The organism is Rhodococcus sp. NPDC059969 (assembly GCF_042738325.1).
GTDB lineage: Bacteria > Actinomycetota > Actinomycetes > Mycobacteriales > Mycobacteriaceae > Rhodococcus_F.
Window position 1 is genome coordinate 1 of the sequence record NZ_JBHWUF010000013.1, and the last position, 25,686, is coordinate 25,686.

Genomic DNA, 25,686 nt, shown 5'->3' on the forward strand with positions numbered 1-25,686 from the left:
GACATTCATCGACACACTGTTGAGTTCTCAAAGAACACGCACACACCATCACCACGACCCTATGGCCGCCGCTCCGGGGCAACTTTTCCAGCCTATCCCATCATGATCATCGGCGCAAACCGCTAAACATTCGGGGAAGAACTGGAGGTGAAGCACAACCATACATGATGGAAACTACTTCGAAATTTGGTCAGGCACTTCGTACAACCTCGTGTCACTCGCCGTGAAGCGGGAGTCGGTGTCCGTGTCGCTCTGACTTGGAATAAGTTACGCGAACCTTCAATCAATTCACAAATCGCCTGGTCACTACAGCGAATTGGTCAGCCAAGGCCAGGTCAGACAGTTTTGTCATTCCACCAACGACGACTAGGCCCGAGTGTGACGCCGAGCACCGATACCTATTCGGTGCCCACCCGCTCGATCACTCCCCCGAGTCCACGGAGATTCTCGACGAATCGCGGGTACCCACGGTCGATGTGGAAGATGTCGTGAACTTCGGTGGTTCCGTCCGCGACCAAGCCGGCAAGCACGAGCCCGGCGCCGGCCCGAATGTCCGAAGACCACACCGGCGCACTCGACAACACTGGAACGCCGCGGATCACAGCATGGTGGCCATCAGTACGAGCGTCGGCGCCGAGTCGGATCATTTCCTCGACAAATCGGAAGCGTGATTCGAACACGTTCTCGGTGATCATCGACGTGCCCTCGGCAACCGCAGCCAAACCGATTGCCATCGGCTGCAGGTCGGTGGGGAATCCGGGGTAAGGCAAGGTTGCGAAATTGACCGCCTTAGGCCGTTCTCGCTGGATGACACGGAAGCCGTCGACCTCGGGCGTCACCTCCGCGCCGGCTGTCCGAAGCTTGTCGAGGACCAGTCCGAGATGCTTGTGGTTCACCCCGCGAACGCGGACATCACCCCTGGTCATAGAGGCTGCGACGCCCCACGTTGCAGCGACGATCCGATCACCGATGACACGGTGCGTAGTCGGTTCCAACTTGCGGACGCCTTGAATGGTGAGCGTCGAACTTCCGCCGCCCGACACCTTGGCGCCCATCTCGTTGAGCATGTTGCACAGATCCACGATCTCGGGCTCACGTGCAGCGTTGTCGATCACGGTCTCACCACGGGCGAGGACCGCTGCCATCAAGATGTTCTCGGTTGCACCCACCGACGGGAACACCAGGCGAATGTTCGCGCCGTGCAGGTCATCTGCCTCGGCAACTACACAACCATGCTCGATCTCGCTGCGCGCACCCAACAGGCGGAGCCCGGATTGGTGCATGTCGAGGGGCCTCGAACCGATGGCATCGCCGCCAGGCAAGGCGACGACAGCGCGCCGACAACGCGCAACCAGCGGACCAAGCACACACACCGACGCCCGAAACTGTTTCACCGCGTCGAAGTCAGCGTGATACTTCGGCTCGGCCGGCGTCGTGATCCGCACTTCGGAGTCTTCGAGTTCAACTTCGCAGCCCAGACCTCGCAAGACGTCCGCCATCAGGGGTACGTCGAGAATGTCCGGGCAGTTGGTCACGACAGTTGTGCCTTCGGCCAACAGCGCAGCGGCCATCAGCTTCAACACACTGTTCTTGGCCCCTCCCACCAGTACTTCACCTTCGAGGCGGTTACCCCCGGTCACAAGAAAGTGCTCACTCACGGTTCACAGCCTAGAGCCACAACCTCGTCGGCACCGCGCCGGTACCGTAGCCCTATGTCTGTTCACCTGACGAAGATCTACACCCGGACCGGCGACGACGGGACCACGGGCCTCAGCGATTTTTCCCGCGTGTCCAAGAACGATCCGCGTCTGATCGCCTACGCGGATTGCGACGAGACCAATGCAGCGATCGGTGTGGCCGTTGCCCTCGGCACTCCCCCGGAGAATCTCCTCGCGATGCTGCGCCAGATCCAGAACGACCTCTTCGACGCAGGGGCCGACTTGTCCACCCCTGTAGTCGAGAATCCGAAGTACCCACCACTGCGAGTGACTCAGGCTTACATCGATCGACTCGAAGGATGGTGCGATGAGCTCAATGAGCAACTGGCACCGTTGAATTCGTTCATTCTGCCGGGCGGAACTGCCCTGGGATCTCTGCTTCACGTAGCAAGAACCGTCTCACGGCGTGCGGAGCGTGCGGCCTGGTCCGCCATCGATGCGAACCCGGAAGACACAAGCGTCCTCCCCGCGAAATACCTCAACAGGTTGTCGGATCTGCTCTTCATCATGGGAAGAGTGGCAAATCCGGAAGGCGATGTGCTCTGGAAGCCCGGCGCCGGGGCTTGAGCGGGACCGGTCAGGCGGTGCGTCGCCTACGGGCGCGCCCGTCCGGCCGCGACTCGACCCAGGACAGGAAAGCTGTCAATGCCCCACTGTCCAAAGCGATTTCGTAGGCCGACGATCCGTCGTTCACCTTCACGACGACGATGTCGTCGCTCATGATGTCGAATTCGGTGCCTGAAGGAGAGCGACGGCTCTCGACCTCGATACCTTGACGATCAATTCTGGAGTCCGGGCCGGGCCGCAGACTCGACAGCTTGAAAAAAACGAAAGTGGTTTCGCCGTAGCGAATGATTCCGTGCCGCCACCCGCTGTCCCCCGGGGATGGCAAGACACGAAGCAGTGCAGCAGTACCGCCTCGGCGCAAAACTACAAGACGATACAGAAAAGCCGCGACGAGAACCGCGAGCAGCACAACCAGAATGATCAATACAGTCATTCCGAATGTCACTGTTCGTCGGCTCCCGTCGCGGCTTTACTCGAGTAACTTACGCGCGCTCGACGGCCCGGAGCTGACCCTTGGCGACCGCAATCGCTTCGAGGTCGCCCGAGTTCTCGGCCAAGACAGCCTTGGCTGCCTCGACGTCGATGTCCTGTGCCATGTCCGCGGACTCGGCAAGGATCGTCACCGTCGTCGCAGTGACGGAGAGGAATCCTCCGTGTACTGCAGCAACGATACGCTCGCCGTCGACCGAGGTGATCGACACGGTTCCGCCCTCGATCAGCTGACCGAGGACCGGCTCATGCCCAGGCATGATTCCGATTTCACCCTCGGTGGTCTGAGCGCTGACCAGCGTCGCCGAACCAGACCACAAGCGCTGCTCGACGGCAACGAGTTCTACGGTCATCTCAGCCATCGTGGACTACTTCCCGGCCATCTTCTTGGCTGCAGCCTCGACGTCGTCGAGTCCACCGCAGCTGTTGAATGCCTGCTCGGGCAGGTGGTCGAACTCGCCCTTGCAGACGCGGTCGAAGGCTTCGATCGTGTCGCGGAGCGGCACGACGGAGCCGGGCTCACCGGTGAACTTCTCGGCAACGATGAAGTTCTGGCCGAGGAACTTCTGGATACGACGGGCGCGGCCGACGAGGACCTTGTCCTCTTCCTGAAGCTCGTCCATACCGAGGATGGCGATGATGTCCTGCAGTTCCTTGTACTTCTGCAGGATGCGCTTGACCTCGTTGGCAACGCGGAAGTGCTCTGCACCGACGATGCCGGGCTCCAGGATGCGGGAGGTCGAGCTCAGCGGATCCACAGCGGGGTAGATACCCATCTGCGAAATCGGGCGCGAGAGCTCGGTGGTGGCATCGAGGTGCGCGAACGTCGTAGCCGGCGCGGGGTCGGTGTAGTCGTCGGCGGGCACGTAAATAGCCTGCAGCGAGGTGATCGAGCGACCACGGGTCGAGGTGATGCGCTCCTGGAGCTCACCCATCTCGTCCGCCAGCGTGGGCTGGTAGCCCACTGCCGAAGGCATACGGCCGAGGAGGGTGGAAACCTCGGAACCTGCCTGCGTGAAGCGGAAGATGTTGTCGATGAACAGCAGAACGTCCTGGCCCTGAACGTCGCGGAAGTACTCCGCCATCGTCAGTGCGGACAGGGCGACGCGCATACGCGTTCCGGGCGGCTCGTCCATCTGGCCGAAGACAAGGGCGGTGTCCTGGAGGACGCCCATCTCTTCCATTTCCAGGTGGAGGTCGGTGCCCTCACGGGTACGCTCACCGACGCCTGCGAACACCGAGGTGCCCGAGAACTCGCGAGCGATACGCGTGATCATTTCCTGGATCAGAACGGTCTTGCCGACACCGGCGCCACCGAACAGGCCGATCTTTCCACCCTTGACGTACGGGGTGAGAAGGTCGATGACCTTGATGCCGGTCTCGAGGATCTCGGTCTTACCTTCGAGCTGATCGAAGGCTGGTGGCTTGCGGTGGATGCCCCACTGCTCGCCGTCGCGGCCGAGGCCCGGGGTGTCGAGGCAATCGCCCAGTGCGTTGAACACGTGGCCCTTGACGACGTCACCGACGGGAACCGAGATCGGCTTGCCCGAGTCGGTCACTGCAGTGCCGCGGACGAGGCCGTCGGTGGGCTGCATGGAGACGGTGCGGACCAGGTTGTCACCGAGGTGCTGTGCAACCTCGAGCGTCAGCGTCTTGGCGACCGAGGGAAGCGTGATCTCGGCGTTCAGGGCGTTGAACAGTTCAGGAACAGCGCCACGCGGGAATTCAACGTCCACGACGGGACCGATGACCCGCACGACGCGGCCGGCTACGGCCGAAGCCGAACCTGCCCCGTTGTTTTCGGTTACTGCTGCGGTCATGTGCTAGTCACTTCCTGCGCTCGAGGCGAGCGCGTTGGCGCCGCCGACGATCTCGCTGATTTCCTGGGTGATCTGGGCCTGGCGAGCCTGGTTGGCCTGACGGCTCAACGTGTTCACCAGTTCGTTTGCGTTGTCCGTCGCGGCCTTCATAGCTGTACGACGGGCTGCCGACTCCGATGCCGCAGCATCGAGAAGCGACGAGAAGATACGAGTGCTGACGTACTTCGGGAGAAGAGCGCCGAGAAGCTTCTCGGGCTCGGGCTCGAAGCTGAAGTCCGCGACGGGGCCATTGTCATGGTCGTCGTCGTGGCCGTTGGTCAGCATGTCGTCACCGAGTTCGATGCGCTCTTCCGACACGAAGACCTCGAGAGGAGCCATGCGGCGAACCTCGGGAGTCTGCGTCAGCATCGACACGAAACGGGTGTAGACGATATGGAGTTCGTCGACGCCCTCGATCGTGCCTTCACCGTTCGGAGCGGCAACCTGGTTACCCGAACCAGCCATGAACAGCTCCACCAGGTGGCGGCTGGCCTTCGCTGCATCCGAGTAACCCGGATCCTGCGAGAAGCCCGTCCACGCAGCACCGATGTCTCGGCCGCGGAACGTGTAGTAGCCAAGCCCCTTGGAACCGAGCACGTAGACGACCGGCTCCTTGCCCTCGCTGCGGAGGAGAGCCATGAGCTCTTCTGCCTGCTTGAGGACGTTGGAGTTGTAGCCGCCACACATGCCGCGGTCACTGGTGACAACAAGCACGGCAGCCCGCTTGGGCTCCGGACGCTCGTTGAGCAACGGGTGATCGAGCGAAGCAGACGCACTCGCCAATTCGGTGAGTACCTTCGTGATCTCCTCGGCATACGGCTTGGACGCGGCGACGCGAATCTGAGCCTTGGTGATACGCGAAGTCGCGATCAGTTCCTGTGCCTTGGTGATCTTCTTGGTCGAGTTGACCGACTTGATACGAGACCGCAATTCGAGAATGCTCGCCATCGATCAATCACTCTCCCTTCGGAATTCGCAGTGTCATGGGCGCGTACGTCACTTGCTGACGGTCTTGCGCTTGACGTTGATCTGCTCGTTCGCGACCTCGTCGGCGCCCAAAGCGTCAGCCTCGGCTTCGTTCACGACCCGGCTTCCGTCGGATGCGATGAAGCCTTCCTTGAACTTGTTCGTTGCAGCGATCAGCTCAGCAGCGTTGTCGGCATCGAGTGCCTTACCGCCGTTGATGCTGGAGTAGACGCCTGCAGCCGAGTGCTTGAGGTCTTCGAGCAGTTCCTTCTCGAAGCGACGGACGTCGCCGATCGGAACGCTGTCGAAGATGCCTTCGCCGGCGAGGTAGATCGAGACGATCTGGTCCTCGACGGGGATCGGGCTGTACTGATCCTGCTTGAGCAGCTCGACCAGACGGGCACCGCGCTCGAGCTGAGCCTTGGAGGCAGCGTCGAGGTCGGATGCGAAGGCGGAGAACGCTTCGAGCTCACGGAACTGAGCCAGTTCCAGACGCAGCGAACCGGAAACCTTCTTCATGCCCTTGGTCTGTGCAGCGCCACCGACGCGGGAGACCGAGATACCGACGTTGATCGCGGGGCGAACGCCCTTGTTGAACAGGTCGGACTCGAGGAACACCTGACCGTCGGTGATGGAGATGACGTTGGTCGGGATGTAAGCCGAGACGTCGTTCGCCTTGGTCTCGATGATCGGCAGAGCCGTCAGCGAGCCACCGCCGAGTGCGTCGGACAGCTTCGCCGAACGCTCCAGCAGACGGGAGTGCAAGTAGAAGACGTCACCGGGGTAAGCCTCGCGTCCCGGCGGGCGACGCAGCAGGAGCGAGATGGCGCGGTACGCCTCTGCCTGCTTGGTCAGGTCGTCGAACACGACCAGAACGTGCTTGCCCTGGTACATCCAGTGCTGGCCGATGGCCGAGCCGGTGTACGGTGCGAGCCACTTGAAGCCTGCGGAATCAGATGCCGGAGCAGCAACGATGGTGGTGTACTCCATCGCGCCCTTCTCCTCGAGGGCAGCCTTGACGCCCGCGATGGTGGAACCCTTCTGACCGATGGCAACGTAGATGCAGCGCACCTGCTTGTTGACATCGCCGGAATCCCAGTTGGCCTTCTGGTTCAGGATGGCGTCGATGCAGACCGCGGTCTTGCCGGTCTTGCGGTCGCCGATGATGAGCTGGCGCTGGCCGCGGCCGATCGGGGTCATGGCGTCGATAGCCTTGATACCGGTCTGGAGCGGCTCTTCGACCGGCTGACGCTCGAGCACCGAAGCAGCCTGCAGTTCGAGTGCACGGTTTTCGGTGCTCTCGATCTCGCCGAGGCCGTCGATGGGCGCACCCAGCGGGTCGATGACGCGGCCGAGGAAAGCATCGCCGACGGGAACCGACAGAACGTCGCCCGTGCGCTTTACTTCCTGGCCTTCTTGGATGTTCTGGTAATCGCCAAGGATGACGGCACCGATTTCGGTGGCATCCAGGTTGAGCGCGACGCCGACGATTCCACCGGGGAACTCCAACAGCTCGTTGGACATAGCCGAAGGCAGGCCAGAGACGTGCGCAATGCCGTCACTGGTGTCGGTCACTGTGCCGACCTCCTCACGGGAGGCCTCCGGGGAGTAGCTCGCGGTGTAGTTGTCGATCGCGCTACGGATCTCGTCGGAGGAGATCGTCAGCTCCGCCATGTTTTTCCTGCTCTCGGTGTCTGGTCTTCGAAAAGATCTGGAGTATGTGTTCGGCTGAAGGACTACTTGAGGTTCTTCCGCAGTGCTGCGAGTCGACCCGCTGCGCTGCCGTCGATAACCTCGTCGCCCACCCGGACGACCAAGCCGCTGAGGAGTTCTGGATCGACCTCGACGTGCACTGCTACCGGCTTCCCGTAGGTGCGGGTAAGAGTGCTCGCCAAGCGATCCGACTGCTCCGAGCTCAACGCCGAGGCGCTGCGAACGTGAGCAACGGTGGTATCGCGCTGCGCTGCGGCAAGATTCGACAGCTGATCGAAAGTGTCTGCGGGTGCAGACTTCAACCGGCCGACAGCCTGTCCGGCGAGTGCCTCGGTGACCGCGGTGACCTTGCCGTAGAGCAAGCGGGAGAGGAACTCACGCTTGCGGGCTGCGGGAACCGACAGATCCGAGAGCGTCTGCTCCAGGCTGGGATCCCCTGCCACGATGCGACCGAGACGGAAGAGCTCGTCCTCAACGGTGTCCAACTGGCTCTGATCGGCTGCGGCGCGGAGCAGAGCTTCGCGTCCGAGCAGTTCGAGCGAGTTGACCAAGTCGCGGGCCGCAGACCAGTCCTGGCCTGCAGCTGCCTTCACGGTGGCGAGCGCCTCGGCGCCGACCTTTCCGGAGAACAACTGCTCTGCCAAAGCCTGGCGACCAGCGGCCGGTGCCGAAGCGTCAGCCAGCGCGCTGCGAAGAGCGCGCTGGCCGTCGAGTACCTCGACCACCGAGAAGAGCTCGGACCCAGCCTGAGCAGAAGCAGCAGTTGCGGCTCCTGCAGAGACGGCGCCCAGGGCACTGCTCAGCGCAGAACGAGTCTGCGCCAAGGCTTCACGGCTCGCTGCGTACATGTTGCTCACTTCCTGGCTGAATCAGCGCTGACGGTGTCGAGCTCGTTGAGGAATCGATCAACCGTTCCGGCGCGCTTCACGTCGTCGGCGAGGGACTCACCGATGACCTTCTCGGCCAGGTCTACAGCGGTCTTGCCGAGATCCGAGCGGAGCTCAGCGACGATCTGCTGGCGCTGGGCAACGAGCTGGCTGTGGCCTGCGGCCACGATGCGGTCGCTCTCGTCCTGCGCCTGAACCTTCATGTCAGCGATGATCTGCTGACCCTGGGTACGCGCTTCCTCACGGATCTGCGCTGCCTCGGTACGAGCTTCGGCGAGCTGTGCGCGGTACTGCTCGAGCGCTGCTGCTGCCTCCGCCTGTGCGTCTTCGGCTTTCTTGATGCCGCCCTCGATCTGCTCGGTGCGTTCGGCCAAGACCTTCTGGAACTTCGGAAGTACGAGCTTCCAGAAGACGAAACCAACTACTACGAGCGCGACCGCGGACCACACGATGTCGTATGTCTCGGGGATGAGGGGATTGTGTTCAGTCGTCCCCTCCGCCGCGAGAATTGCGATGGTGGCTGCCATGTCGGTCTTAGAAGATGAAGCCGGCGACGAGGCCGATCAGCGCGAGGGCCTCGGTGAATGCAATACCGAGGAACATGGTGGTACGAACCTGGCCGGCCATCTCGGGCTGGCGGACCATGCCTTCGATTGCCTTGCCCACAACGATGCCCACGCCGATGCCGGGGCCGATTGCTGCGAGGCCGTAGCCGATGGCTCCGTAGCCGCGCGACTTGGTCTCGACAACTTCCTGAGCGAGGTAAGCGATGCTCATGGTGTTCCATTCCCTTTCTGTTGACCTCCGCCGGATTCGGCAAGAGGCTCAGTTCTTGGTGTAGCTGGTGAGGAGGTAAAAGGTCAGTGCTCGTCGGCGTGGAGCGCCAGATCGATGTACACCGCGGTCAGCAGCGCGAACACGTAAGCCTGCAGGAAGATGACCAGCAGCTCGAAGAACGTGAATGCGATACCGGCAATGATCGACGGAACACCGAAGATTGCCTGGAATCCGCCGGACACGAAGAAGAAGTAGTTCGTCGCGCTGAAGAACAGCACCAGCAGGATGTGGCCGGCCAACATGTTGGCCATAAGACGAACCATCAGCGTGAACGGACGCAGGATGAAGGTCGAGATGAACTCGATGGGCACCAACAGGAAGTGCAAGGGCAGCGGGACGCCGGGAACGACGATGCTGCTCTTGACGTACTTGAAGAAGCCGTACTTCTTGATTCCCACGTAGTTGAACACGATGTAGGCGAGCGCTGCGAGTACCAGCGGCATACCGATTCGCGCGTTCGGCGAGATGTTCAGGAAAGGAATGATGCTGGCCAGGTTGCTGGCGACCACGATGAAGAAGATCGTCGTGATGACCGGCAGGAAGCGCTTGCCCTGTTCCTTGCCCAGGATCTCCTCGGCGATGTTGATGCGAACGAAGTCGAGCGCAAGCTCAGCTGCGTTCTGAAGTCCGCGGGGAACCAGTCGAGGGCTGCGCATCGCGATCACGAAGAACGCTGCGACCAGCACCGACATCAGCAGACGGATCAGCATCAGACGGTCGAGCTCGAAGGGGCCCGCGTGAATCAACACGGAGGGCGGGAAAAAATCGTCTAGTGACGGCGCATGGAATTCATCCGCGGCCAGGGTGGTGACGCTCAGCGTTCTCTCCCGTAGTCGGTCCGCAGCCATCATTGACTGCGGTTCGATCGGACATTGACGATCTACAAGTCGACAAGTTCGACTCGCGCATTCGTCAGCAGCTGGAGAACCCTAGAGGGGCCTGGCGTCTGTCGGTGTCGGCGACTCTCGTCGACTCAGCGGTCAGAATTTCGACCACCTGCGAGCACATGGCATCGTCGGCTGAGTGTTACTCGGCCCACCATTGCTCTCGCTTGAACCGAACCTTATCAAGTCATCTACGACATTGTGTAGATGGGGTACCTGGAAGTCCGATTAGTTACGTCTTGTAGTACTACTCAGCGTCGTCGACGTTGCTGCTGGGAGTGGGATCGACGTACGGAGTTTTGGTTCCCAGAACACCGTAGGTCTCCGCTCCGAGCACCACGACCAGCGACATGATGATGACCAGGACGAGGGCGGTCTTGTTGTAGAAATCCATGTCCGAAAGGACAAACAGAACCACCATCGCGAGAATCATCTTCAGCAGCCAGGTACCGAGCAGAACTGCGCCGGCCGTGAGCGCGGGCAGCTTTGCCGTGAGCAGCACGCCCAGCGCCGTGAACAGGATGAACCCGCCGCCGACAGCTGCGCCGATCAAAGCGCCGTAGACGCCTTCCTTACCGGCGAAGAGCCCGCCCAGGAGCGCGCCGACCACGGCCAGCGCGATCAGCCCCATGACACCCCACTTCACGGCCGACTTCATGGCGGCGGTCGAATCAGGGATGGGTTGCGAGGCAGGTACAGGCTGCGGCGTGTTCGTCACGATGCCCAAGGGTAATGGATCGGAAAAAGTGGCTAGCGCCGCTGCTGCTTGCGATCGATCAAAGACGGCACGGCGGTGAAGAACAGTGCAAGGACCAAACCTGCCGCAACGAGTACGACAACCAGTTGCCGATTGAGCAGCGACGATCCGACCGCGCCGAAGGCCAGAACGCTGACCCACAGGTAGATGACCAGCACGACTCGTCGGTGCGAGTGTCCGATCTGCAAGAGTCGATGATGCAGGTGCATCTTGTCCGGACTGAACGGACTGACGCCCGCTTTCGTCCGGCGGATCACGGCCAGGAACATGTCCAGCATCGGGATGAACATCACGGCCCCGACCAGCAACAACGGCGCAAGAAGGCCGACCAGATCCCGGGTTCCGTAGGCAGCAAGCGGAATGCGTCCGGACGCGCTGGTGGAGATCGCGGCCAGCATCAGACCGATCAACATCGACCCGGAATCGCCCATGAAAATTCGCGCCGGGTTGAAGTTGTGTGGAAGAAAACCGAGACAAGCGCCTGCCAATGCCGCGGCAATCATCGCCGGCGGGTAGACACTCGCGTCGCCGCCCTGATCGTGGAGTAGACCGATCGAGAAGATGAGGATGGCCAGGGCAGCGATAAGCCCCAACCCGGCGGCCAGCCCGTCGAGACCGTCGACGAAGTTCATGGCGTTGATGGTTGCCACGGCAACAGCAACCGTGAACAGTCCGGATTGAATCTGATCGAGAATGATGGTGGACCCGCCGTCACCGCCGAACGGGTTGTAGATGATGAACCAACTGACGCCCATCACGACAAGAACTCCGGCAGCAGTCACCTGACCCACGAACTTGGTGAGAGCGTCGAGACCCCACCTGTCGTCGATCACGCCCACGAGGACGATGACGGCTCCCGCAACGAGTGCGGCATGAACGTCAGGACTCCCGAAGCCGAAACCCCTTGTGAGCGCGGGCAATTGCTGGGCGAACAGCAGGCCGACAGCCATGCCGATGTACATTCCGACGCCACCGAGACGCGGAATCGGCTCGACATGCACGTCCCGATCACGCGGTATGGCGACAGCGCCGAACCGCAGCGCGAACAACCGGACTGCGCCAGTCGCCAAGTAGGTCACCACCGCCGCCGTGCACAGCACGAGCAGCAGTTCACGGATGGGGACACCTGCTCCCCCGCCCCCCTGTGCAAGATATGAGGTCGCTTCGTAGGTAGTGATCACTGCGCGAGATCACCCGTTTGGCGGGGATAGGCAGGCTTTGCCCGAACCAGTTCGCGAACGCCGTCGGCAACTGATGCCAACTCGGCCTCACCGGACGTAGTGGCGGGGTCCGCGACAACTGCGCGCGCGATCAACTCCCCCACGATGCTCATGTCGGAACGGTTGAAACCCTGTGTCGTCACGGCTGCGGATCCGACACGGATGCCGGACGTGACGGCCGGCGATTGCGGATCGAACGGAATTGCGTTCTTGTTGAGAGTGATCGATGCCAGGCCGCACCTGCGCTCGGCGTCGACTCCGGTGACCCCGCTTGCGCGCAGATCGAGAAGCGCCAGATGGGTGTCGGTTCCACCGGACACGGTGCGCAGACCGCGAGCTTCCAACGACTGCGCGAGCGCCGACGCGTTGGCAACCACTTCCTGTGCATACCAACGATATTCCGGTGTCGACGCTTCTTTGAATGCCACTGCCTTTGCTGCGATCGCGTGCATCATCGGCCCACCCTGGATGAAGGGGAAGACCGCGCGATCGACAGCCGAGGCATGCCGGCTGCGGCACAGGATCATTCCACCGCGCGGGCCCCTGAGCACCTTGTGCGTCGTCGCGGACACTACGTCGGCATACGGAACGCACGACGGTATCGCCTGGCCCGCCACGAGTCCGATGAAGTGGGCGGCATCGACCCACAGGATCGCACCGACCTCGTCTGCGATCGCGCGGAAGGCTGCGAAGTCGATGGTGCGGGAGTACGCGGTCGCGCCGGCGACGATGATTTTCGGCTTGTGCGCCAGAGCCAGGGCGCGAACCTCGTCGTAGTCGATCAATTCGGTGGCCGAATCGACGTGATAGGGAACGGTGGTGAACCACTGCCCCGAAAAGCTGACCCGAGATCCGTGAGTCAGATGCCCGCCGTGCGGCAAACTCATCGCCAGTACGGTGTCGCCGGGCTTGGCGAATGCGGCGTACACCGCGAGGTTGGCAGTGGCCCCCGAATGCGGTTGGACGTTGACGTGCTCAGCGCCGAACAGTGCTTTTGCCCGGTCGATCGCCAGATTCTCGGCTGCGTCGACATACTCGCACCCGCCGTAGTAACGCCGACCCGGATAACCCTCGGCGTACTTGTTGCTCAGGGTCGAACCCAAGGCGGCCAGGACCGCGGGGCTGGTGAAGTTCTCGCTCGCGATGAGTTGAAGCCCGCCGCGCTGACGCTCGAGTTCGGCCAGCGCAATAGCCGCGATCTCGGGATCTGCCGTGGCAAGCTCACCGAAATCCGGTCCCCAGTACGTGGATTCCCCCGCGCGCTCGCCGCCGGCGCCGACCATCGTTACGAAACTCCCTCTACGAGGCTTTCCGGACTGGTGCCCAATACCTCGGCGATGGATTCTGCCGAGACGGCACCCACTCGCAAGATACGCGGTGAATTGCCGGTCAGGTCGACGATCGTGGAAGCAACGGCGTGTTCGGCCTTGCCTCCGTCGAGGTACACGCTGGCAGAGCCTCCTAGCTGATCGCGGGCTTCCTCAGCGGTGGTGGCAGGCGGACGCCCCGAAATGTTGGCGCTCGAGACGGCAAGCGGTCCGACATCGCGCAACAATTCGAGGGCAACCGGGTGCAAGGGCATGCGAAGCATGACGGTTCCGCGGGTATCGCCCAGGTCCCAGGCGAGTGAAGGGGCCTGCTCGACGACCAAGCTCAGTCCACCGGGCCAGAACGCGCGGATCAGATCCCGCGCCTGCGGGCGCACGCTGTAGACGAGTCCGTCGATGGTGTTCCACGATCCGACCAGAACCGGGACGGGCATGTCTCGTCCACGGCCCTTGGCGCGCAACAGACTCGTGACAGCTTCGCTGTCGAACGCGTCGGCGGCGAGTCCGTAGAGGGTGTCGGTAGGGAGAACTACGAGTCGGCCGGCCTTGAGCGCGTTCTTCGCGGCGGCCAAGCCTGCGGTTCGGGAATCTGTCTGACTGCAGTCGTACACGGTGCTCACTCAGCCATCCTTTCACTCTGCGCTTCGGGCGTTCGATTCCGCTGGGCTTCGACGTCAGTGGCGACGCGTCTGGCGACGACGAATCGAGGACGACCGGCAAGATCGGGATGCTGCGCGACATCGCCGAATACCCGACGCGCCGAGAACAGCGCAGCGACGCCGTCACCGTTGGTGTCGTCGTGCTCGATGCCCGCCGCACCGCCGATGCGAAGCCACCGCGCGATGTTGCTGATCATGGGTTTGATGACGGACAGGCCGTCTGCACCACCGAACAGCGCGGTGTGTGGGTCGTAATCCATGACCTCAGGCTGCAATTGCGCGCCGTCGGGGATGTACGGCGGATTGGACACGACCAGATCGACGCCACCCTCGAGCCCTGGCAACAGGTTCCGATCGGTGACATCGCCCTGATGCAGGTGGATCGGCGTATCTCCGGCGGCTTCGCGGTCGGCGGCATTACGACGCGCCCACGCCAGCGCGGCGGGCTCCTTCTCCACGGCGTGCACGACTGCGTCGGGGCGAGCCTCGGCGATGGACAGCGCGAGGACACCCGATCCCGTGCACAGGTCCAGCACTACCGGCGGCTTGCTTCCGCAACCTTCGAGGAACGAGAGCGCCCAACCCATGAGCAGTTCGGTTTCGGGCCGCGGAATGAACACACCCGGACCGACAGCGACGTCGATGTTGCCCATCGACGCGACTCCGATGATGTGCTGCAACGGAATCCGCTTCACGCGTTGCGCAACCAACTCGTCGAACGCCGCGATGACCTCGGGATCGACCAACGGAATCAATCCGAGGCGCGTGCGTTCGACACCGAGCAGGTGGGACGCCAACAACTCGGCGTCGGTGCGTGGGCTGGGCACACCTGCGGCGTCGAGCTGTTTTGCAGCTTCGATCAGCGCCAAACGAAGTGGAAGTCGACTCACGGGTACAGCCTGCCACGCTCGACCGACACGCGGTTCACCGAGTTCCCGGCGGGATCGAGGTCCGTCATGGTCTGCATCTACTCGGCCGCGAGACGCGCCTCTCGGTCCGCCTTGCCCAATGCGTCGAGAAGTGCGTCGAGCTCACCGTCGAGCACCGCGTCGAGGTTGTGCGACTTGAATCCGATGCGGTGATCGGTGATGCGGTTCTCGGGGAAGTTGTAGGTGCGGATGCGCTCCGAACGGTCCACCGTCCGTACCTGGCTCTGGCGGCCTGCCGACGCTTCCGCGTCCGCGGCCTCCTCGGCGACTACCTGCAAACGGGCTGCCAGCACCTGCATGGCGCGAGCCTTGTTCTGAAGCTGCGAGCGCTCGTTCTGACAGGTGACGACGATGCCGGTCGGAAGGTGCGTGATTCGAACAGCGGAGTCCGTCGTGTTGACGCCCTGACCGCCCTTGCCGGACGAACGGTAGACGTCGATACGCAGGTCACTTTCGTCGATCTGGACCTGCTCGACCTCTTCGGGTTCCGGGTACACCAGAACGCCGGCAGCCGAAGTGTGAACGCGTCCCTGGGATTCGGTGACGGGCACTCGCTGGACGCGGTGAACGCCGCCCTCGAACTTGAGCCGCGCCCACACTCCGTCCGGGGTATCGGACTTGCTCTTGATCGACAGTGTGGCTTCCTTGTATCCGCCGAGATCGGAGACCGTCGCGTCGAGAATCTCGACGCGCCAGCCGTGCCGTTCCGCGTAGCGGACGTACATACGGGCCAGGTCCGAGGCAAAGAGTGCGGATTCCTCGCCACCCTCACCGGACTTCACTTCGAGGACGATGTCGTCGCCGTCATGCGGATCTCGGGGTGCCAACTGATCGGTCAGCGTCTGCTCGAGTTGCGCGACCTCGGCTTCGAGATCGGGGATCTCGGCGGCGAAGCTGGAATCGTCGGCAGCGAGTTCGCGCGCGGCTTCCAGATCGTCCTGCGCGGCCGTGAGCTTGTTGTACGTCGACATGATCGGCGAGAGCTCGGAGAACCGCTTACCGACGCGCCTGGCAGCCGCAGGGTCGTTGTGCAGCGCCGGATCGGACATCTGTGCTTCGAGACCGGCGTGCTCCGCCAAGATGTCGTCGATGGCCGAGGGCTGGGTTGCGCCTGCCATGGTTCGCTCCGCTCTGAGTTTCGATTCCTACGGTGCGCGCTTGAAGACAGTTCGACGCCGGCACCCGGAAAACGCGCAAACCGAGTGCAGGCACAAAAAAGCCGACGCCCGATCTGCACATGGCAGATCGGGCGTCGGCGGAACAGCTAGGACTCGGTGGCCGGAACCTTGCTGTCTGCACGCTTGCCGTAGCGAGCCTCGAAGCGAGCGACGCGTCCACCGGTGTCGAGAATCTTCTGCTTGCCGGTGTAGAACGGGTGGCACTGCGAGCAAACCTCGACGTTGATGCGTCCGGACTCCTTGGTGCTGTGGGTCTCGAACGTGTTACCGCAACCGCAGACGACGGTGGTCGCTACGTAGGTTGGGTGGATTCCTGCCTTCATGGTGTCCCTTTCAATGGTCGCCGGGTCGACGTCGCCAATCGACATCGTGAACCGGAACCGGACTCGGCCGTTCAGTATGCCAGATGCGGTACTTCACCAGAAATTCCGCGTCTCGCACGCCTCGGGGTGGCTGTACGAAGTTGTCAACGCACTGCACCTCGGTTTTGTTCCGTCCACGCAAAAGGCCCACAACCAGCTGGTTGTGGGCCTTTCGACGTCGAGTCGATCAGTCGTCGATCGCACCCGGTGCGGTCTTGGAGACCTGCATCAGGAACTCGAGGTTGTTCTTGCTCTTCTTCAGTCGATCGATCAGCAGATCGATGGCCTGATGCGAGTCCAGACCGGACAGGACGCGGCGGAGCTTGTGCAGCACCGCAGCTTCGTCCGGGCTCAGGAGCAGCTCGTCCTTACGCGTGCTGGACGGGTTGACGTCCACGGCCGGGAATACGCGGCGTTCGGCGATCTTGCGATCGAGCTTGAGCTCGGCGTTGCCGGTGCCCTTGAACTCTTCGAAGATCACGGTGTCGCCGGTGGATCCGGTCTCGACCATTGCGGTAGCGATGATGGTGAGCGATCCACCGTTCTCGATGTTGCGGGCAGCACCGAGGAAACGCTTCGGCGGGTACAGGGCCGTCGAGTCGACACCACCGGAGAGGATGCGTCCCGATGCCGGCGAGGAGTTGTTGTATGCACGACCCAGACGCGTGATGGAGTCGAGCAGTACGACGACGTCCTTACCCATCTCGACCAGTCGCTTCGCACGCTCGATTGCCAGTTCGGCAACTGCGGTGTGATCTCCCGGCGGGCGGTCGAAGGTGGAGGAAATGACCTCACCCTTCACGCTGCGCTGCATGTCGGTCACTTCCTCGGGACGCTCGTCCACGAGGATGACCATCAGGTAGCACTCAGGATTGTTGGTGGCGACGGCATTCGCGATCGCCTGCAACACGCTGGTCTTACCGGCCTTGGGCGGGCTCACGATGAGGGCACGCTGGCCCTTACCGATGGGCATCACCAGGTCGATGACACGCGTGGTGAGAATGTGCTGCTCGGTCTCGAGGCGCAGACGCTGGTTCGGGTACAGCGGCGTGAGCTTGTTGAACTCGGGGCGCTTCTTCGCAGCCTCGACGTCGCCGCCGTTGACCGTGTCGATACGGACCAGCGGGTTGAACTTCTGACGCTGGCTGCCCTGCTCACCGTCACGCGAGACCCGGACGGCACCGGTGATGGCGTCGCCACGGCGAAGGCCGTTCTTGCGGATCAGGTTCATGGAGACGTAGACGTCGTTGGGACCGGCGAGGTACCCGGACGTACGCACGAAGGCGTAGTTGTCGAGGACGTCGAGGATGCCGGCGACCGGCTGCAGGACGTCGTCCTCACGGATCTCGGTCTCGCGCGAATCGTTGGGTGCGCCACCCTCTCCGCGGTCGCGACCACGGCCACGACGCTCACGGAAGCGGCGTCCGCGGCGTCCGCGTCCACCCTCTTCGTCGTCGTCCGGGCCGTTGTTGCGGTTGTCCGTACGCGGACCGGCGTTGTTCTGGCCTGCGTTGTTCTGGTTACCGCGGTCCTGACGATCCTGACGGTCCTGGTTGCCCCGGTTGCCCTGGTTGTCGCGCTGGCCCTGGTTGTCCCGCTGGCCCTGGTTATCGCGCTGGCCCTGGTTGTCGCGGTTGCGCTCGCGGCGGGGACGCTCGTTGCCCTGCTCGGCGGGAGCCTGATCAGCGTCGGACTTGCCCTCGGTGCGCGCCGGACGCTCGCCCGGAGCCTCAGCTTTGGCGGTCTCGTTGACCTTCGAGGTGTCGGCGGCCTTCGAGGTGTCGGCGGCCTTCGAGGTGTCCACGTCGGACTTGGCCGAAGGAGCTTCCTGCTCGATGCTCAGTTCACCCTGGTCGGGCGAACCTGCACGACGAGCGGCGCCGCGACGCTGACGTCCGCGACGGGGTGCGCTCTGATCGGAATCCTCGGCGGATTCGGTACGCGCAGGCGCTGCCTCGGCGGGAGCGGATTCTGCCGCGGGGGCCGTTTCGGCTGCGGGGGTTTCGGTACGTGCTGCGCGAGTGCTCTTGGCACGGGTGCGCGTTACGGGTGCGTCGTCGAGCGTGAGTTCGCTCTGTGCGGGTGCAGCCTTTGCGCTGCCGCCCTGGCGCTCCTTGATGGCTGCGATCAGGTCGCCCTTGCGCATGCCGGAAGTGCCTTTGATGCCCAGTTCACCCGCAAGAGTGCGGAGTTCGGTGAGCACCATGCCGGAGAGTCCGGCACCACGGCGCGTTTCGGCACGCTTCGTGGAGGTCGCCACCGCACCGTTCGATGCTGAAGATGACGCCTGAGAATTGTCGCCTGATTCCGACCCGGCGGGTGCAGAAGTGGCGATGAGGTCCGTATCGGTCACGGAGGTCCTTTCCTTCCCTCACTCGCACTGCGCAAAGTCGAGGGTTCGTCCCGCAGTTCGATTGAATACCGAACTCGGTGGTGCCGTACGTGGTTGCTGTCCAGAACTGCCGGCTTGTCCGCCGTCACATGATTGTCGGAAACTCTCGCCTCAAACTTTTCATGCGCTCGCAAACCTGCCCAACGCGCCTTCGTCGTCGATTCACTCCCCCGTGTGGTGAACCCCAGAGTTGTGGAACCTCTGAGTGTTCGATCCGCGGAGGATCCAACCTTCGGAGAAGGTACAAGCGCGAGGATCATGCCTGCGAGAATCATGCCAAGGACTGTGGACCCCGATTGGGAAGGAGTTTTGCCCCCTGGTGATGCACCGGCGACTGACGCGCACGATGTACGGACATAGCCCAGGATAGCGCCCAAACCTGAGTCCGGCAAGAATTTGGACGAGTGGGTGTGTCAGTTCACTACCGATCGGTAGTGCGCGATCACCAGGACCAAGGCGGGGATCAGACCGTGGTCGTGGATACTTCGACGCCGTCGGCGATATCCAATTCGAGCACACGGAGTCCGTCTGCCCGCGCCGCTTCGGCGAGTTCGACGGGGAAAGGTTCTGTGCTGAGCGCCAACACAGTGGGACCTGCTCCGGAAACGGTCGCAGCGATGCCGGCCTCACGCAGGATGCCGATCCACCGAGTCGTGAGCGGAAGAGCGGGCGCGCGCTGTGCCTGATGCAGGCGATCCTCGGTGGCTGCCATCAACAGATCGGGACGAGCCGTGAGCGCGACGACGGCCAGTGCACTGCGGCTCGCGTTGAACGACGCATCCTGGTGCGGAACCAATTCGGGCAGGAGCCCACGGGTGTGTGCGGTGGACGACCGTTCCTCGGGAACCAGTGCAACGGCACGGATATCGGGATGTACGTCGAGTTTCGCCGCCGAGTAGATCGGCTCGTCGCCTTCGACGGCCGGCGGGCAACTCCACGAGACGACTGCGCCGCCGAGAACACTGGCAGACGCATTGTCCGGGTGACCTTCGAACTCGGAAGAGAGCTGAACCAACTGCTCTTCCGTCAAACCGATCTCGGCATCGAGTGCGCGTGCCAGACCGTTGGCTGCTGCCAGTCCACCGACGGCCGCGGAAGCCGAGGACCCCAGCCCGCGTGAATGCGGGATCGCGTTGCGGCACAACACGTCCAGGCCACTGGCCCACACTCCAGCCGCTTCGAGACCACGCTCGATTGCGCGAACTACGAGATGCGAAGGACCCCAAGGGACGTCGGCGGCGCCTTCACCTTCGACGCGAATCTGGAGACCTGAATCCGTTGTGGTGACCACGATTTCGTCGTACAACCCCAACGCCAGACCGAGGGTGTCGAACCCCGGCCCCAAGTTTGCACTCGAGGCCGGTACGCGAGCAGTCACCGAAAGGCCGATAGGCAGGGTTATAGTCATGTCAGACACCGGATTCCGCGGAGTGGTCGATGAATCCACGGACACTATGCAAGCTCGAGGGCAGCCGCAACGGCAACGGGATCGACACCGATCGGCTCGACGTTCGGCATACCCTTCAAAGCCGTGTCAGGATCCTTGAGACCGTTACCGGTCACCGTGCACACGACGGTCAGGCCCGGCTCGAGCCAGCCCTCTGCACGTGCGGCGAGCAGGCCGGCGACGCTGGCTGCCGACGCCGGTTCGACGAAGACGCCCTCGGTGGCGGCGATCAAACGGTAAGCCTCGAGGATCTTCTCGTCGGTGGCGGCACGGAATGCACCGTTCGACTCTTCCTTCGCGGCGACAGCGCCGTTCCAGGAAGCGGGGGAACCGATTCGGATTGCGGTAGCGATGGTTTCGGGATCCTTGACGGGTGCGCCGTTGACCAGCGGAGCCGCACCGGCAGCCTGAACGCCGAGCATGCGAGGCTTGACCGTGGTCAGACCGTCCGCGTAGTACTCCGAGTAACCGCGCCAGTACGCGGTGATGTTTCCGGCGTTTCCGACCGGGAGGGCGTGCACGTCGGGAGCCTTGCCGAGCACGTCCATGATCTCGAATGCCGCGGTCTTCTGACCTTCGATGCGCACCGGGTTGACCGAGTTGACCAGACCGATGGTGGGGAATTCCGCCGTGGTCTTGCGTGCCAGCTCGAGGCAGTCGTCGAAGTTGCCCTGGACCTGAATGATCTTGGCGCCGTGCATGACTGCCTGCGCAAGCTTGCCCATGGCGATCTTGCCCTGCGGGATGAGCACGGCGCAGGTCATGCCGGCCTTGGCTGCATACGCAGCGGCCGAGGCGGAGGTGTTGCCGGTGGACGCGCACAGAACTGCGCGCTGGCCACGGGCCAAGGCGTCGGTGACGGCCATCGTCATGCCGCGGTCCTTGAAGGAACCGGTGGGGTTGAGACCCTCGACCTTGAGGTAGACGTCGCAGCCGGTGATCTCGGAGAGGTGGCCGGCCGGCAGGAGCGGGGTGCCGCCTTCGCGCAGGGTGACGGTCTTCCAGTTGTCACCGATCGCGAGACGGTCCCGGTATGCCTCGATGAGACCCGGCCATGCCTTGTGGACGGGGTTGACGATGCCGGTCATTGTTCAGTGCCTTCCAGTCGCAGCACGCTGGTCACAGCGGTGACGAATTCGAGTTCGTTGAGGGCCGCCACGGTCTCGGACAGAGCCGCGTCGGTTGCTACATGAGTGACGACCACCAGACGCGCGCCGGCGCCGGCGCCCTCCTGGCGGACGACGGAGATGCTCACGCCGTGCTTGGCGAACTCGGCGGCGACTGCGGACAGCACGCCTTCCTTGTCCGCGACCTCCATGTTCACGTAGTAGCGCGTGAGGATGTCGCCCATCGGGGCGACCTTGAGCTTGGCGTACTTGGACTCACGGGGGCCGCGGCCGCCGTGAACCTTGTTGCGCGCCGCCATCACCAGGTCACCCATCACCGCGGAAGCGGTGGGGGCGCCGCCTGCGCCCTGGCCGTAGAACATGAGCCGGCCGGCGTTCTCTGCTTCCACGACAACGGCGTTGAACGCGCCGTTGACCGAAGCGAGCGGGTGGCTGAGCGGAACCAGCGCCGGGTACACGCGAGCAGAAATCCGCTCCTTGCCCTTGGGCGTGATGATGCGCTCGCAGATCGAGAGCAACTTGATCGTGCAGTCGAGTGCCTTCGCCGACGCCAGGTCGGCAGAGGTGATCGTGGAGATTCCTTCGCGGTACACGTCCGCGGCAGTGACGCGGGTGTGGAATGCGATCGACGCGAGGATCGCCGCCTTCGCTGCCGCGTCGTAGCCTTCGACGTCCGCGGTCGGATCGGCTTCCGCGTATCCGAGGCGTCCGGCTTCGGCCAGTGTCTCCTCGTAGTCGGCGCCGGTCTCGTCCATCGCCGAAAGGATGAAGTTGGTGGTGCCGTTCACGATTCCGGCGACCTTGTTGACACGGTCTCCGGCCAAGGACTGCGTGAGCGGGCGGATCACGGGGATCGCGCCGGCAACAGCGGCCTCGAAGTACAGGTCGACCGAGTTGGCCTCTGCAGCCTCCGCCAATTCACCGGTGTGGTCCGCGAGCAGCGCCTTGTTGGCGGTGACGACCGACTTACCGGAATTGAGCGAGGAGAGAATCAGCTTGCGAGGGAGCTCGATTCCGCCGATCACCTCGACGACGATGTCGACGTCGTCACGACCGACCAGGGACTCGGCGTCCGTCGTCTGCAGTTCCTCGGGGATTCCGCGGTCCGAGCCGATACGACGAACGGCAACTCCCCGCAGTTCCAACGGGGCGCCGACGCGGGCTTCGAGTTCCTCGGCCTGCTCACGAATGATCCGGACGACCTCGCTCCCGACGTTGCCGAGGCCGAGAACGGCCACACCGATAGCGCGATGCGCCGATTCGCTCGTCACTGCGATACCTCCAAGCTGAGCAGATCTTCCACTGTTTCCCTCCGCAGAATCACGCGTGAGACTCCGTCACGCACCGCCACCACGGCTGGGCGGGTGAGCAGGTTGTACCTGCTCGACATCGAATAGCAGTATGCACCGGTCGCTGCTACCGCTAGTAAATCACCGGGCCCGACGTCCTCGGGCATCCAGGTGTCCCGAATGACCACGTCACCGGACTCGCAGTGCTTACCGACGATACGTGCAACGACGGGATCAGCCTCGGAAGTTCGCGAAACCAACTTGGCTTCGTACTCCGCACCGTAGAGGGACGTGCGGATGTTGTCGCTCATCCCGCCGTCGACGCTGATGTAGCGGCGTGTCAGCGAGCTACCCACCGTGACGTCCTTGATGGTGCCGACCTCGTAGAGCGTCACCGTGCCCGGTCCGGCGATGGCGCGGCCGGGTTCGACGGCAAGCGTCGGCTCCGGCAGCCCGGCCAGTGCGGACTCGTTGCGCACGATGTGACCGAGCTTTGCTGCCAGTTCGTCGACGGGCGGCGGGTCGTCGGACGGGATGTACGAGATCCCCATGCCGCCGCCGAGGTCGATGATCGAAATCTGCTTGGTCTTCTCGACGCCGAACTCGGTGACGACCTCGCGGAGCAAACCGATCACGCGGTGCGCTGCCACCTCGAAACCGTCGACGTCGAAGATCTGCGAACCGATGTGGCTGTGCAGTCCGACCAGTCGCAGGTTTTCGGCGGCGAAGACGCGGCGGACCGCGTCGATTGCCGCTCCCCCTGCCAGCGAGAATCCGAACTTCTGATCTTCGTGTGCAGTGGAGATGAATTCGTGCGTATGCGCTTCGACACCGACGGTCAGGCGGATCAACACGTCCTGAACGACACCGGCCTCACCGGCGACACGATCGAGTCGATCGATCTCGATCGCCGAGTCGAGCACGACGTGCCCGACACCCGCGGCGACACCGGCGGCCAGTTCGGCGACGGACTTGTTGTTGCCGTGCATGGCAATTCGTTCGGCCGGGAAATCAGCGTGCAATGCGATCGCCAGTTCGCCGCCGGAACAGACGTCGAGCGAGAGGCCTTCGTCGGCAACCCAGCGTGCGATCTCGCCGCAGAGGAACGCCTTGGATGCGTAGTGCACCTTGGCATCCGGGCCGAAGGCGCGCGCCATGTCACGGCAGCGCGAGCGGAAGTCGTCCTCGTCGATGACGAACAGCGGGGTGCCGTACTTCTCGGCAAGTTCACTGACCTTGACACCCGCGAGGGTTACTTCGCCGTCGTCACCGCGAGAAGCGTTGCGCGGCCACACCTGCGGTGAGAGTTCGGCGAAGGCTTCGGGGCTGGTTGGACGGTCGGGCAAGCCGGGGGCCTGCAACTGCTCGGCATGCTTGGGGCCGGCGGGGTGCGCGTTCACATTTGCTCCGGTGCGGTGACGCCGAGCAGTTCGAGGCCGTTGGCCAGGACCTGTCGGGTGGCGGCGCAAAGAGCCAGACGTGCGCGATGCACGTCGGTGGCGTCTTCGTCGCCTTGCGGAAGGATGCGGCACGCGCCGTAGAAGCGGTGGTACGCACCCGCGAGTTCTTCGAGGTAGCGAGCAATACGGTGTGGCTCACGCAAATTCGCTGCGCTCGACACGACGCGCGGGTACTCGCCGATCGTGCGGATGAGGTCACCCTCCTGCTCGACGGTGAGCAGAGCGAGGTGGCTCGCGTCGGCCGAGAGTCCGAGGTCTGCGGCGTTGCGGGCGATCGCGGAAAGGCGGGCGTGCGCGTACTGGACGTAGTAGACCGGGTTCTCGCTGCTGGTCTTGGTCCACAGGTCCAGGTCGATGTCGATGCTGGAGTCGACCGACGAGCGGATCATGACGTAGCGCGAGGCATCGACGCCGATTGCCTCGACCAGGTCGTCGAGGGTGATGACGGTGCCTGCACGCTTGCTCATCTTGACGGCGGTGCCGTCCTTGACGAGGTTGACCATCTGGCCGATCAGCACCTCGACGGTGTCCGGATCGTCACCGAAAGCGGCGGCGGCAGCCTTGAGACGGCCGATGTATCCGTGATGGTCGGCACCGAGCATGTAGATGCAGAGGTCGAACCCACGGGCGCGCTTGTTCTGGAAGTAGGCGATGTCACCGGCGATGTAAGCGGCGTTGCCGTCGCTCTTGATGACGACGCGATCCTTGTCGTCACCGTAATCGGTGCTCTTGAGCCACCAAGCACCGTCTTCGTGGAAGAGGTTGCCCGAACCCTTGAGGGATTCGACGGCCTTCTCGACAGCACCGGATTCGAAGAGCGAGTTCTCGTGGAAGTACACGTCGAAGTCGACGCCGAAGTCGTGCAGGGTCTGCTTGATGTGCGTGAACATCAATTCGACGCCGATGGCCCGGAAGGTTTCCTGCTGCTCGTCGGCCGGCAGCTCCATGACGTCGGGGCGCTGCTTCAGCACCGAGGCGGCGATGTCGGCGATGTATGCACCGGCGTAACCGTCTTCGGGAGCAGGTTCGCCCTTCGCTGCAGCGATCAGCGAACGCGAGAAGCGGTCGATCTGGGCACCGTGGTCGTTGAAGTAGTACTCACGTGTGACCAACCCGCCCTGCGCGGACAGAATGCGTCCAAGCGCGTCTCCGACTGCGGCCCAACGGGTTCCACCGAGGTGAATGGGACCGGTGGGGTTGGCCGAGACGAATTCGAGGTTGATCTTCTTGCCGGCGAGGGAATCACCCGAGCCGTACGACGCGCCGGCTTCGAGAACCGACACGACGATCGCGCCCTGGGCATCTTTGTCGAGCCGAATATTGAGGAAGCCGGGTCCGGCGATCTCGGCGGATTCGATTCCGTCGGCAGCGGTGAGGGCTTCGGCGATCCAGCCCGCCAGCTCGCGGGGATTGGTACCGACCTTCTTGGCTACCTGCATGGCAATGTTGGTGGCGTAATCGCCGTGCTCGGGGTTGCGTGGTCGCTCGACGGTAAGGGTTTCGGGCAGCACGGATACGTCGAGGCCACGATCGGCAAGGACGCTCGCTGCGGTTCCGCGGAGCAGTTCGGCAAGGTCAGCTGGAGTCACAGGTATTCATCCTATTGCCTGGACACCGG

At 63.2% G+C, this 25,686-nt stretch carries 24 protein-coding genes; 1 reads left to right on the plus strand and 23 read right to left on the minus strand.

Annotated features, from left to right (window positions below):
• Positions 1–398: 398 nt before the first annotated feature.
• Entirely contained in the window at positions 399–1,658 is a 1,260-nt protein-coding gene (gene murA / locus ACFWAD_RS26485; protein WP_095971611.1) for a UDP-N-acetylglucosamine 1-carboxyvinyltransferase, read from the minus strand.
• Between the two features lie 54 nt (positions 1,659–1,712).
• Between murA and ACFWAD_RS26490 the strand changes: the two genes are divergently transcribed.
• Complete coding sequence (locus ACFWAD_RS26490) at positions 1,713–2,285, plus strand: cob(I)yrinic acid a,c-diamide adenosyltransferase (RefSeq protein ID WP_378549222.1); 573 nt, start codon at positions 1,713–1,715, stop codon at positions 2,283–2,285.
• 10 nt (positions 2,286–2,295) lie between these two features.
• Here ACFWAD_RS26490 and ACFWAD_RS26495 read toward each other — a convergent pair whose 3' ends face one another.
• The 22 genes from ACFWAD_RS26495 to argS form a co-directional block, all read right to left on the minus strand.
• Positions 2,296–2,718, minus strand: a complete 423-nt coding sequence (locus ACFWAD_RS26495; RefSeq protein ID WP_276117342.1) for a DUF2550 domain-containing protein — start codon at positions 2,716–2,718, stop codon at positions 2,296–2,298.
• A gap of 49 nt (positions 2,719–2,767) precedes the next feature.
• Complete coding sequence (locus ACFWAD_RS26500; protein WP_003941287.1) at positions 2,768–3,136, minus strand: F0F1 ATP synthase subunit epsilon; 369 nt, start codon at positions 3,134–3,136, stop codon at positions 2,768–2,770.
• Positions 3,137–3,142: 6 nt separating this feature from the next.
• The gene (gene atpD, locus ACFWAD_RS26505; protein ID WP_003941349.1) at positions 3,143–4,594 is read right to left on the minus strand and encodes a F0F1 ATP synthase subunit beta; all 1,452 of its coding nucleotides are present in this window, start codon (positions 4,592–4,594) and stop codon (positions 3,143–3,145) included.
• Positions 4,595–4,597: 3 nt separating this feature from the next.
• Positions 4,598–5,581 carry a F0F1 ATP synthase subunit gamma gene (locus ACFWAD_RS26510; RefSeq protein ID WP_003941320.1) on the minus strand — a complete coding sequence of 328 codons (984 nt, stop codon included), beginning with the start codon at positions 5,579–5,581 and terminating at the stop codon, positions 4,598–4,600.
• Between the two features lie 48 nt (positions 5,582–5,629).
• Positions 5,630–7,273 carry a F0F1 ATP synthase subunit alpha gene (atpA, locus tag ACFWAD_RS26515; protein WP_007726218.1) on the minus strand — a complete coding sequence of 548 codons (1,644 nt, stop codon included), beginning with the start codon at positions 7,271–7,273 and terminating at the stop codon, positions 5,630–5,632.
• 62 nt (positions 7,274–7,335) lie between these two features.
• Positions 7,336–8,160, minus strand: coding sequence for a F0F1 ATP synthase subunit delta (locus tag ACFWAD_RS26520; protein ID WP_003941304.1), 825 nt, complete (start codon positions 8,158–8,160; stop codon positions 7,336–7,338).
• Positions 8,161–8,165: 5 nt separating this feature from the next.
• Positions 8,166–8,726 (minus strand): F0F1 ATP synthase subunit B, encoded by a 561-nt coding sequence (locus ACFWAD_RS26525; RefSeq protein WP_003941337.1) that lies wholly within the window; start codon positions 8,724–8,726, stop codon positions 8,166–8,168.
• A 7-nt stretch (positions 8,727–8,733) separates the two neighbouring features.
• Positions 8,734–8,976, minus strand: coding sequence for an ATP synthase F0 subunit C (locus ACFWAD_RS26530; RefSeq protein ID WP_003941327.1), 243 nt, complete (start codon positions 8,974–8,976; stop codon positions 8,734–8,736).
• 83 nt (positions 8,977–9,059) lie between these two features.
• Positions 9,060–9,887, minus strand: coding sequence for a F0F1 ATP synthase subunit A (gene atpB, locus ACFWAD_RS26535; protein ID WP_042445557.1), 828 nt, complete (start codon positions 9,885–9,887; stop codon positions 9,060–9,062).
• A 280-nt stretch (positions 9,888–10,167) separates the two neighbouring features.
• Complete coding sequence (locus ACFWAD_RS26540) at positions 10,168–10,638, minus strand: hypothetical protein (protein WP_378449328.1); 471 nt, start codon at positions 10,636–10,638, stop codon at positions 10,168–10,170.
• Between the two features lie 32 nt (positions 10,639–10,670).
• On the minus strand, positions 10,671–11,858 hold the full coding sequence (locus ACFWAD_RS26545) for a glycosyltransferase family 4 protein (protein WP_378549225.1): 1,188 nt from the start codon (positions 11,856–11,858) through the stop codon (positions 10,671–10,673).
• Positions 11,855–13,180 carry a serine hydroxymethyltransferase gene (glyA, locus tag ACFWAD_RS26550; protein WP_378549228.1) on the minus strand — a complete coding sequence of 442 codons (1,326 nt, stop codon included), beginning with the start codon at positions 13,178–13,180 and terminating at the stop codon, positions 11,855–11,857. Before glyA ends, ACFWAD_RS26545 begins: the two co-directional genes overlap by 4 nt.
• A 2-nt stretch (positions 13,181–13,182) precedes the next feature.
• The gene (locus ACFWAD_RS26555) at positions 13,183–13,845 is read right to left on the minus strand and encodes an L-threonylcarbamoyladenylate synthase (RefSeq protein WP_230817059.1); all 663 of its coding nucleotides are present in this window, start codon (positions 13,843–13,845) and stop codon (positions 13,183–13,185) included.
• Entirely contained in the window at positions 13,842–14,774 is a 933-nt protein-coding gene (prmC, locus tag ACFWAD_RS26560) for a peptide chain release factor N(5)-glutamine methyltransferase (protein WP_378549231.1), read from the minus strand. Before prmC ends, ACFWAD_RS26555 begins: the two co-directional genes overlap by 4 nt.
• 77 nt (positions 14,775–14,851) lie before the next feature.
• On the minus strand, positions 14,852–15,931 hold the full coding sequence (prfA, locus tag ACFWAD_RS26565; protein WP_003941341.1) for a peptide chain release factor 1: 1,080 nt from the start codon (positions 15,929–15,931) through the stop codon (positions 14,852–14,854).
• A 146-nt stretch (positions 15,932–16,077) separates the two neighbouring features.
• Positions 16,078–16,314, minus strand: a complete 237-nt coding sequence (gene rpmE / locus ACFWAD_RS26570) for a 50S ribosomal protein L31 (RefSeq protein WP_003941310.1) — start codon at positions 16,312–16,314, stop codon at positions 16,078–16,080.
• A 226-nt stretch (positions 16,315–16,540) separates the two neighbouring features.
• Positions 16,541–18,706, minus strand: coding sequence for a transcription termination factor Rho (rho, locus tag ACFWAD_RS26575; protein WP_378549234.1), 2,166 nt, complete (start codon positions 18,704–18,706; stop codon positions 16,541–16,543).
• A 502-nt stretch (positions 18,707–19,208) separates the two neighbouring features.
• Complete coding sequence (thrB, locus tag ACFWAD_RS26580; protein WP_007726194.1) at positions 19,209–20,153, minus strand: homoserine kinase; 945 nt, start codon at positions 20,151–20,153, stop codon at positions 19,209–19,211.
• Positions 20,154–20,197: 44 nt separating this feature from the next.
• Positions 20,198–21,280 carry a threonine synthase gene (thrC, locus tag ACFWAD_RS26585; RefSeq protein WP_003941280.1) on the minus strand — a complete coding sequence of 361 codons (1,083 nt, stop codon included), beginning with the start codon at positions 21,278–21,280 and terminating at the stop codon, positions 20,198–20,200.
• Entirely contained in the window at positions 21,277–22,590 is a 1,314-nt protein-coding gene (locus ACFWAD_RS26590; RefSeq protein ID WP_378549237.1) for a homoserine dehydrogenase, read from the minus strand. Before ACFWAD_RS26590 ends, thrC begins: the two co-directional genes overlap by 4 nt.
• Positions 22,587–24,008 (minus strand): diaminopimelate decarboxylase, encoded by a 1,422-nt coding sequence (gene lysA, locus ACFWAD_RS26595; RefSeq protein ID WP_378549240.1) that lies wholly within the window; start codon positions 24,006–24,008, stop codon positions 22,587–22,589. The genes ACFWAD_RS26590 and lysA overlap by 4 nt, the downstream gene beginning before the upstream one ends.
• The gene (gene argS / locus ACFWAD_RS26600; protein ID WP_378539446.1) at positions 24,005–25,657 is read right to left on the minus strand and encodes an arginine--tRNA ligase; all 1,653 of its coding nucleotides are present in this window, start codon (positions 25,655–25,657) and stop codon (positions 24,005–24,007) included. Before argS ends, lysA begins: the two co-directional genes overlap by 4 nt.
• Between the last annotated feature and the right edge of the window lie 29 nt (positions 25,658–25,686).

Excerpts from the sequence above, each read along its gene's own strand:
- ACFWAD_RS26490 (WP_378549222.1), top strand. The coding sequence starts at position 1,713 with ATGTCTGTTCACCTGACGAAGATCTACACCCGGACCGGCGACGACGGG.
- ACFWAD_RS26495 (WP_276117342.1), bottom strand. The coding sequence starts at position 2,718 with ATGACTGTATTGATCATTCTGGTTGTGCTGCTCGCGGTTCTCGTCGCG.
- ACFWAD_RS26500 (WP_003941287.1), bottom strand. The coding sequence starts at position 3,136 with ATGGCTGAGATGACCGTAGAACTCGTTGCCGTCGAGCAGCGCTTGTGG.
- atpD (WP_003941349.1), bottom strand. The coding sequence starts at position 4,594 with ATGACCGCAGCAGTAACCGAAAACAACGGGGCAGGTTCGGCTTCGGCC.
- ACFWAD_RS26510 (WP_003941320.1), bottom strand. The coding sequence starts at position 5,581 with ATGGCGAGCATTCTCGAATTGCGGTCTCGTATCAAGTCGGTCAACTCG.
- atpA (WP_007726218.1), bottom strand. The coding sequence starts at position 7,273 with ATGGCGGAGCTGACGATCTCCTCCGACGAGATCCGTAGCGCGATCGAC.
- ACFWAD_RS26520 (WP_003941304.1), bottom strand. The coding sequence starts at position 8,160 with ATGTACGCAGCGAGCCGTGAAGCCTTGGCGCAGACTCGTTCTGCGCTG.
- ACFWAD_RS26525 (WP_003941337.1), bottom strand. The coding sequence starts at position 8,726 with ATGGCAGCCACCATCGCAATTCTCGCGGCGGAGGGGACGACTGAACAC.
- ACFWAD_RS26530 (WP_003941327.1), bottom strand. The coding sequence starts at position 8,976 with ATGAGCATCGCTTACCTCGCTCAGGAAGTTGTCGAGACCAAGTCGCGC.
- atpB (WP_042445557.1), bottom strand. The coding sequence starts at position 9,887 with ATGATGGCTGCGGACCGACTACGGGAGAGAACGCTGAGCGTCACCACC.
- glyA (WP_378549228.1), bottom strand. The coding sequence starts at position 13,180 with ATGGTCGGCGCCGGCGGCGAGCGCGCGGGGGAATCCACGTACTGGGGA.
- prfA (WP_003941341.1), bottom strand. The coding sequence starts at position 15,931 with ATGGCAGGCGCAACCCAGCCCTCGGCCATCGACGACATCTTGGCGGAG.
- rpmE (WP_003941310.1), bottom strand. The coding sequence starts at position 16,314 with ATGAAGGCAGGAATCCACCCAACCTACGTAGCGACCACCGTCGTCTGC.
- thrB (WP_007726194.1), bottom strand. The coding sequence starts at position 20,153 with ATGACTATAACCCTGCCTATCGGCCTTTCGGTGACTGCTCGCGTACCG.
- thrC (WP_003941280.1), bottom strand. The coding sequence starts at position 21,280 with ATGACCGGCATCGTCAACCCCGTCCACAAGGCATGGCCGGGTCTCATC.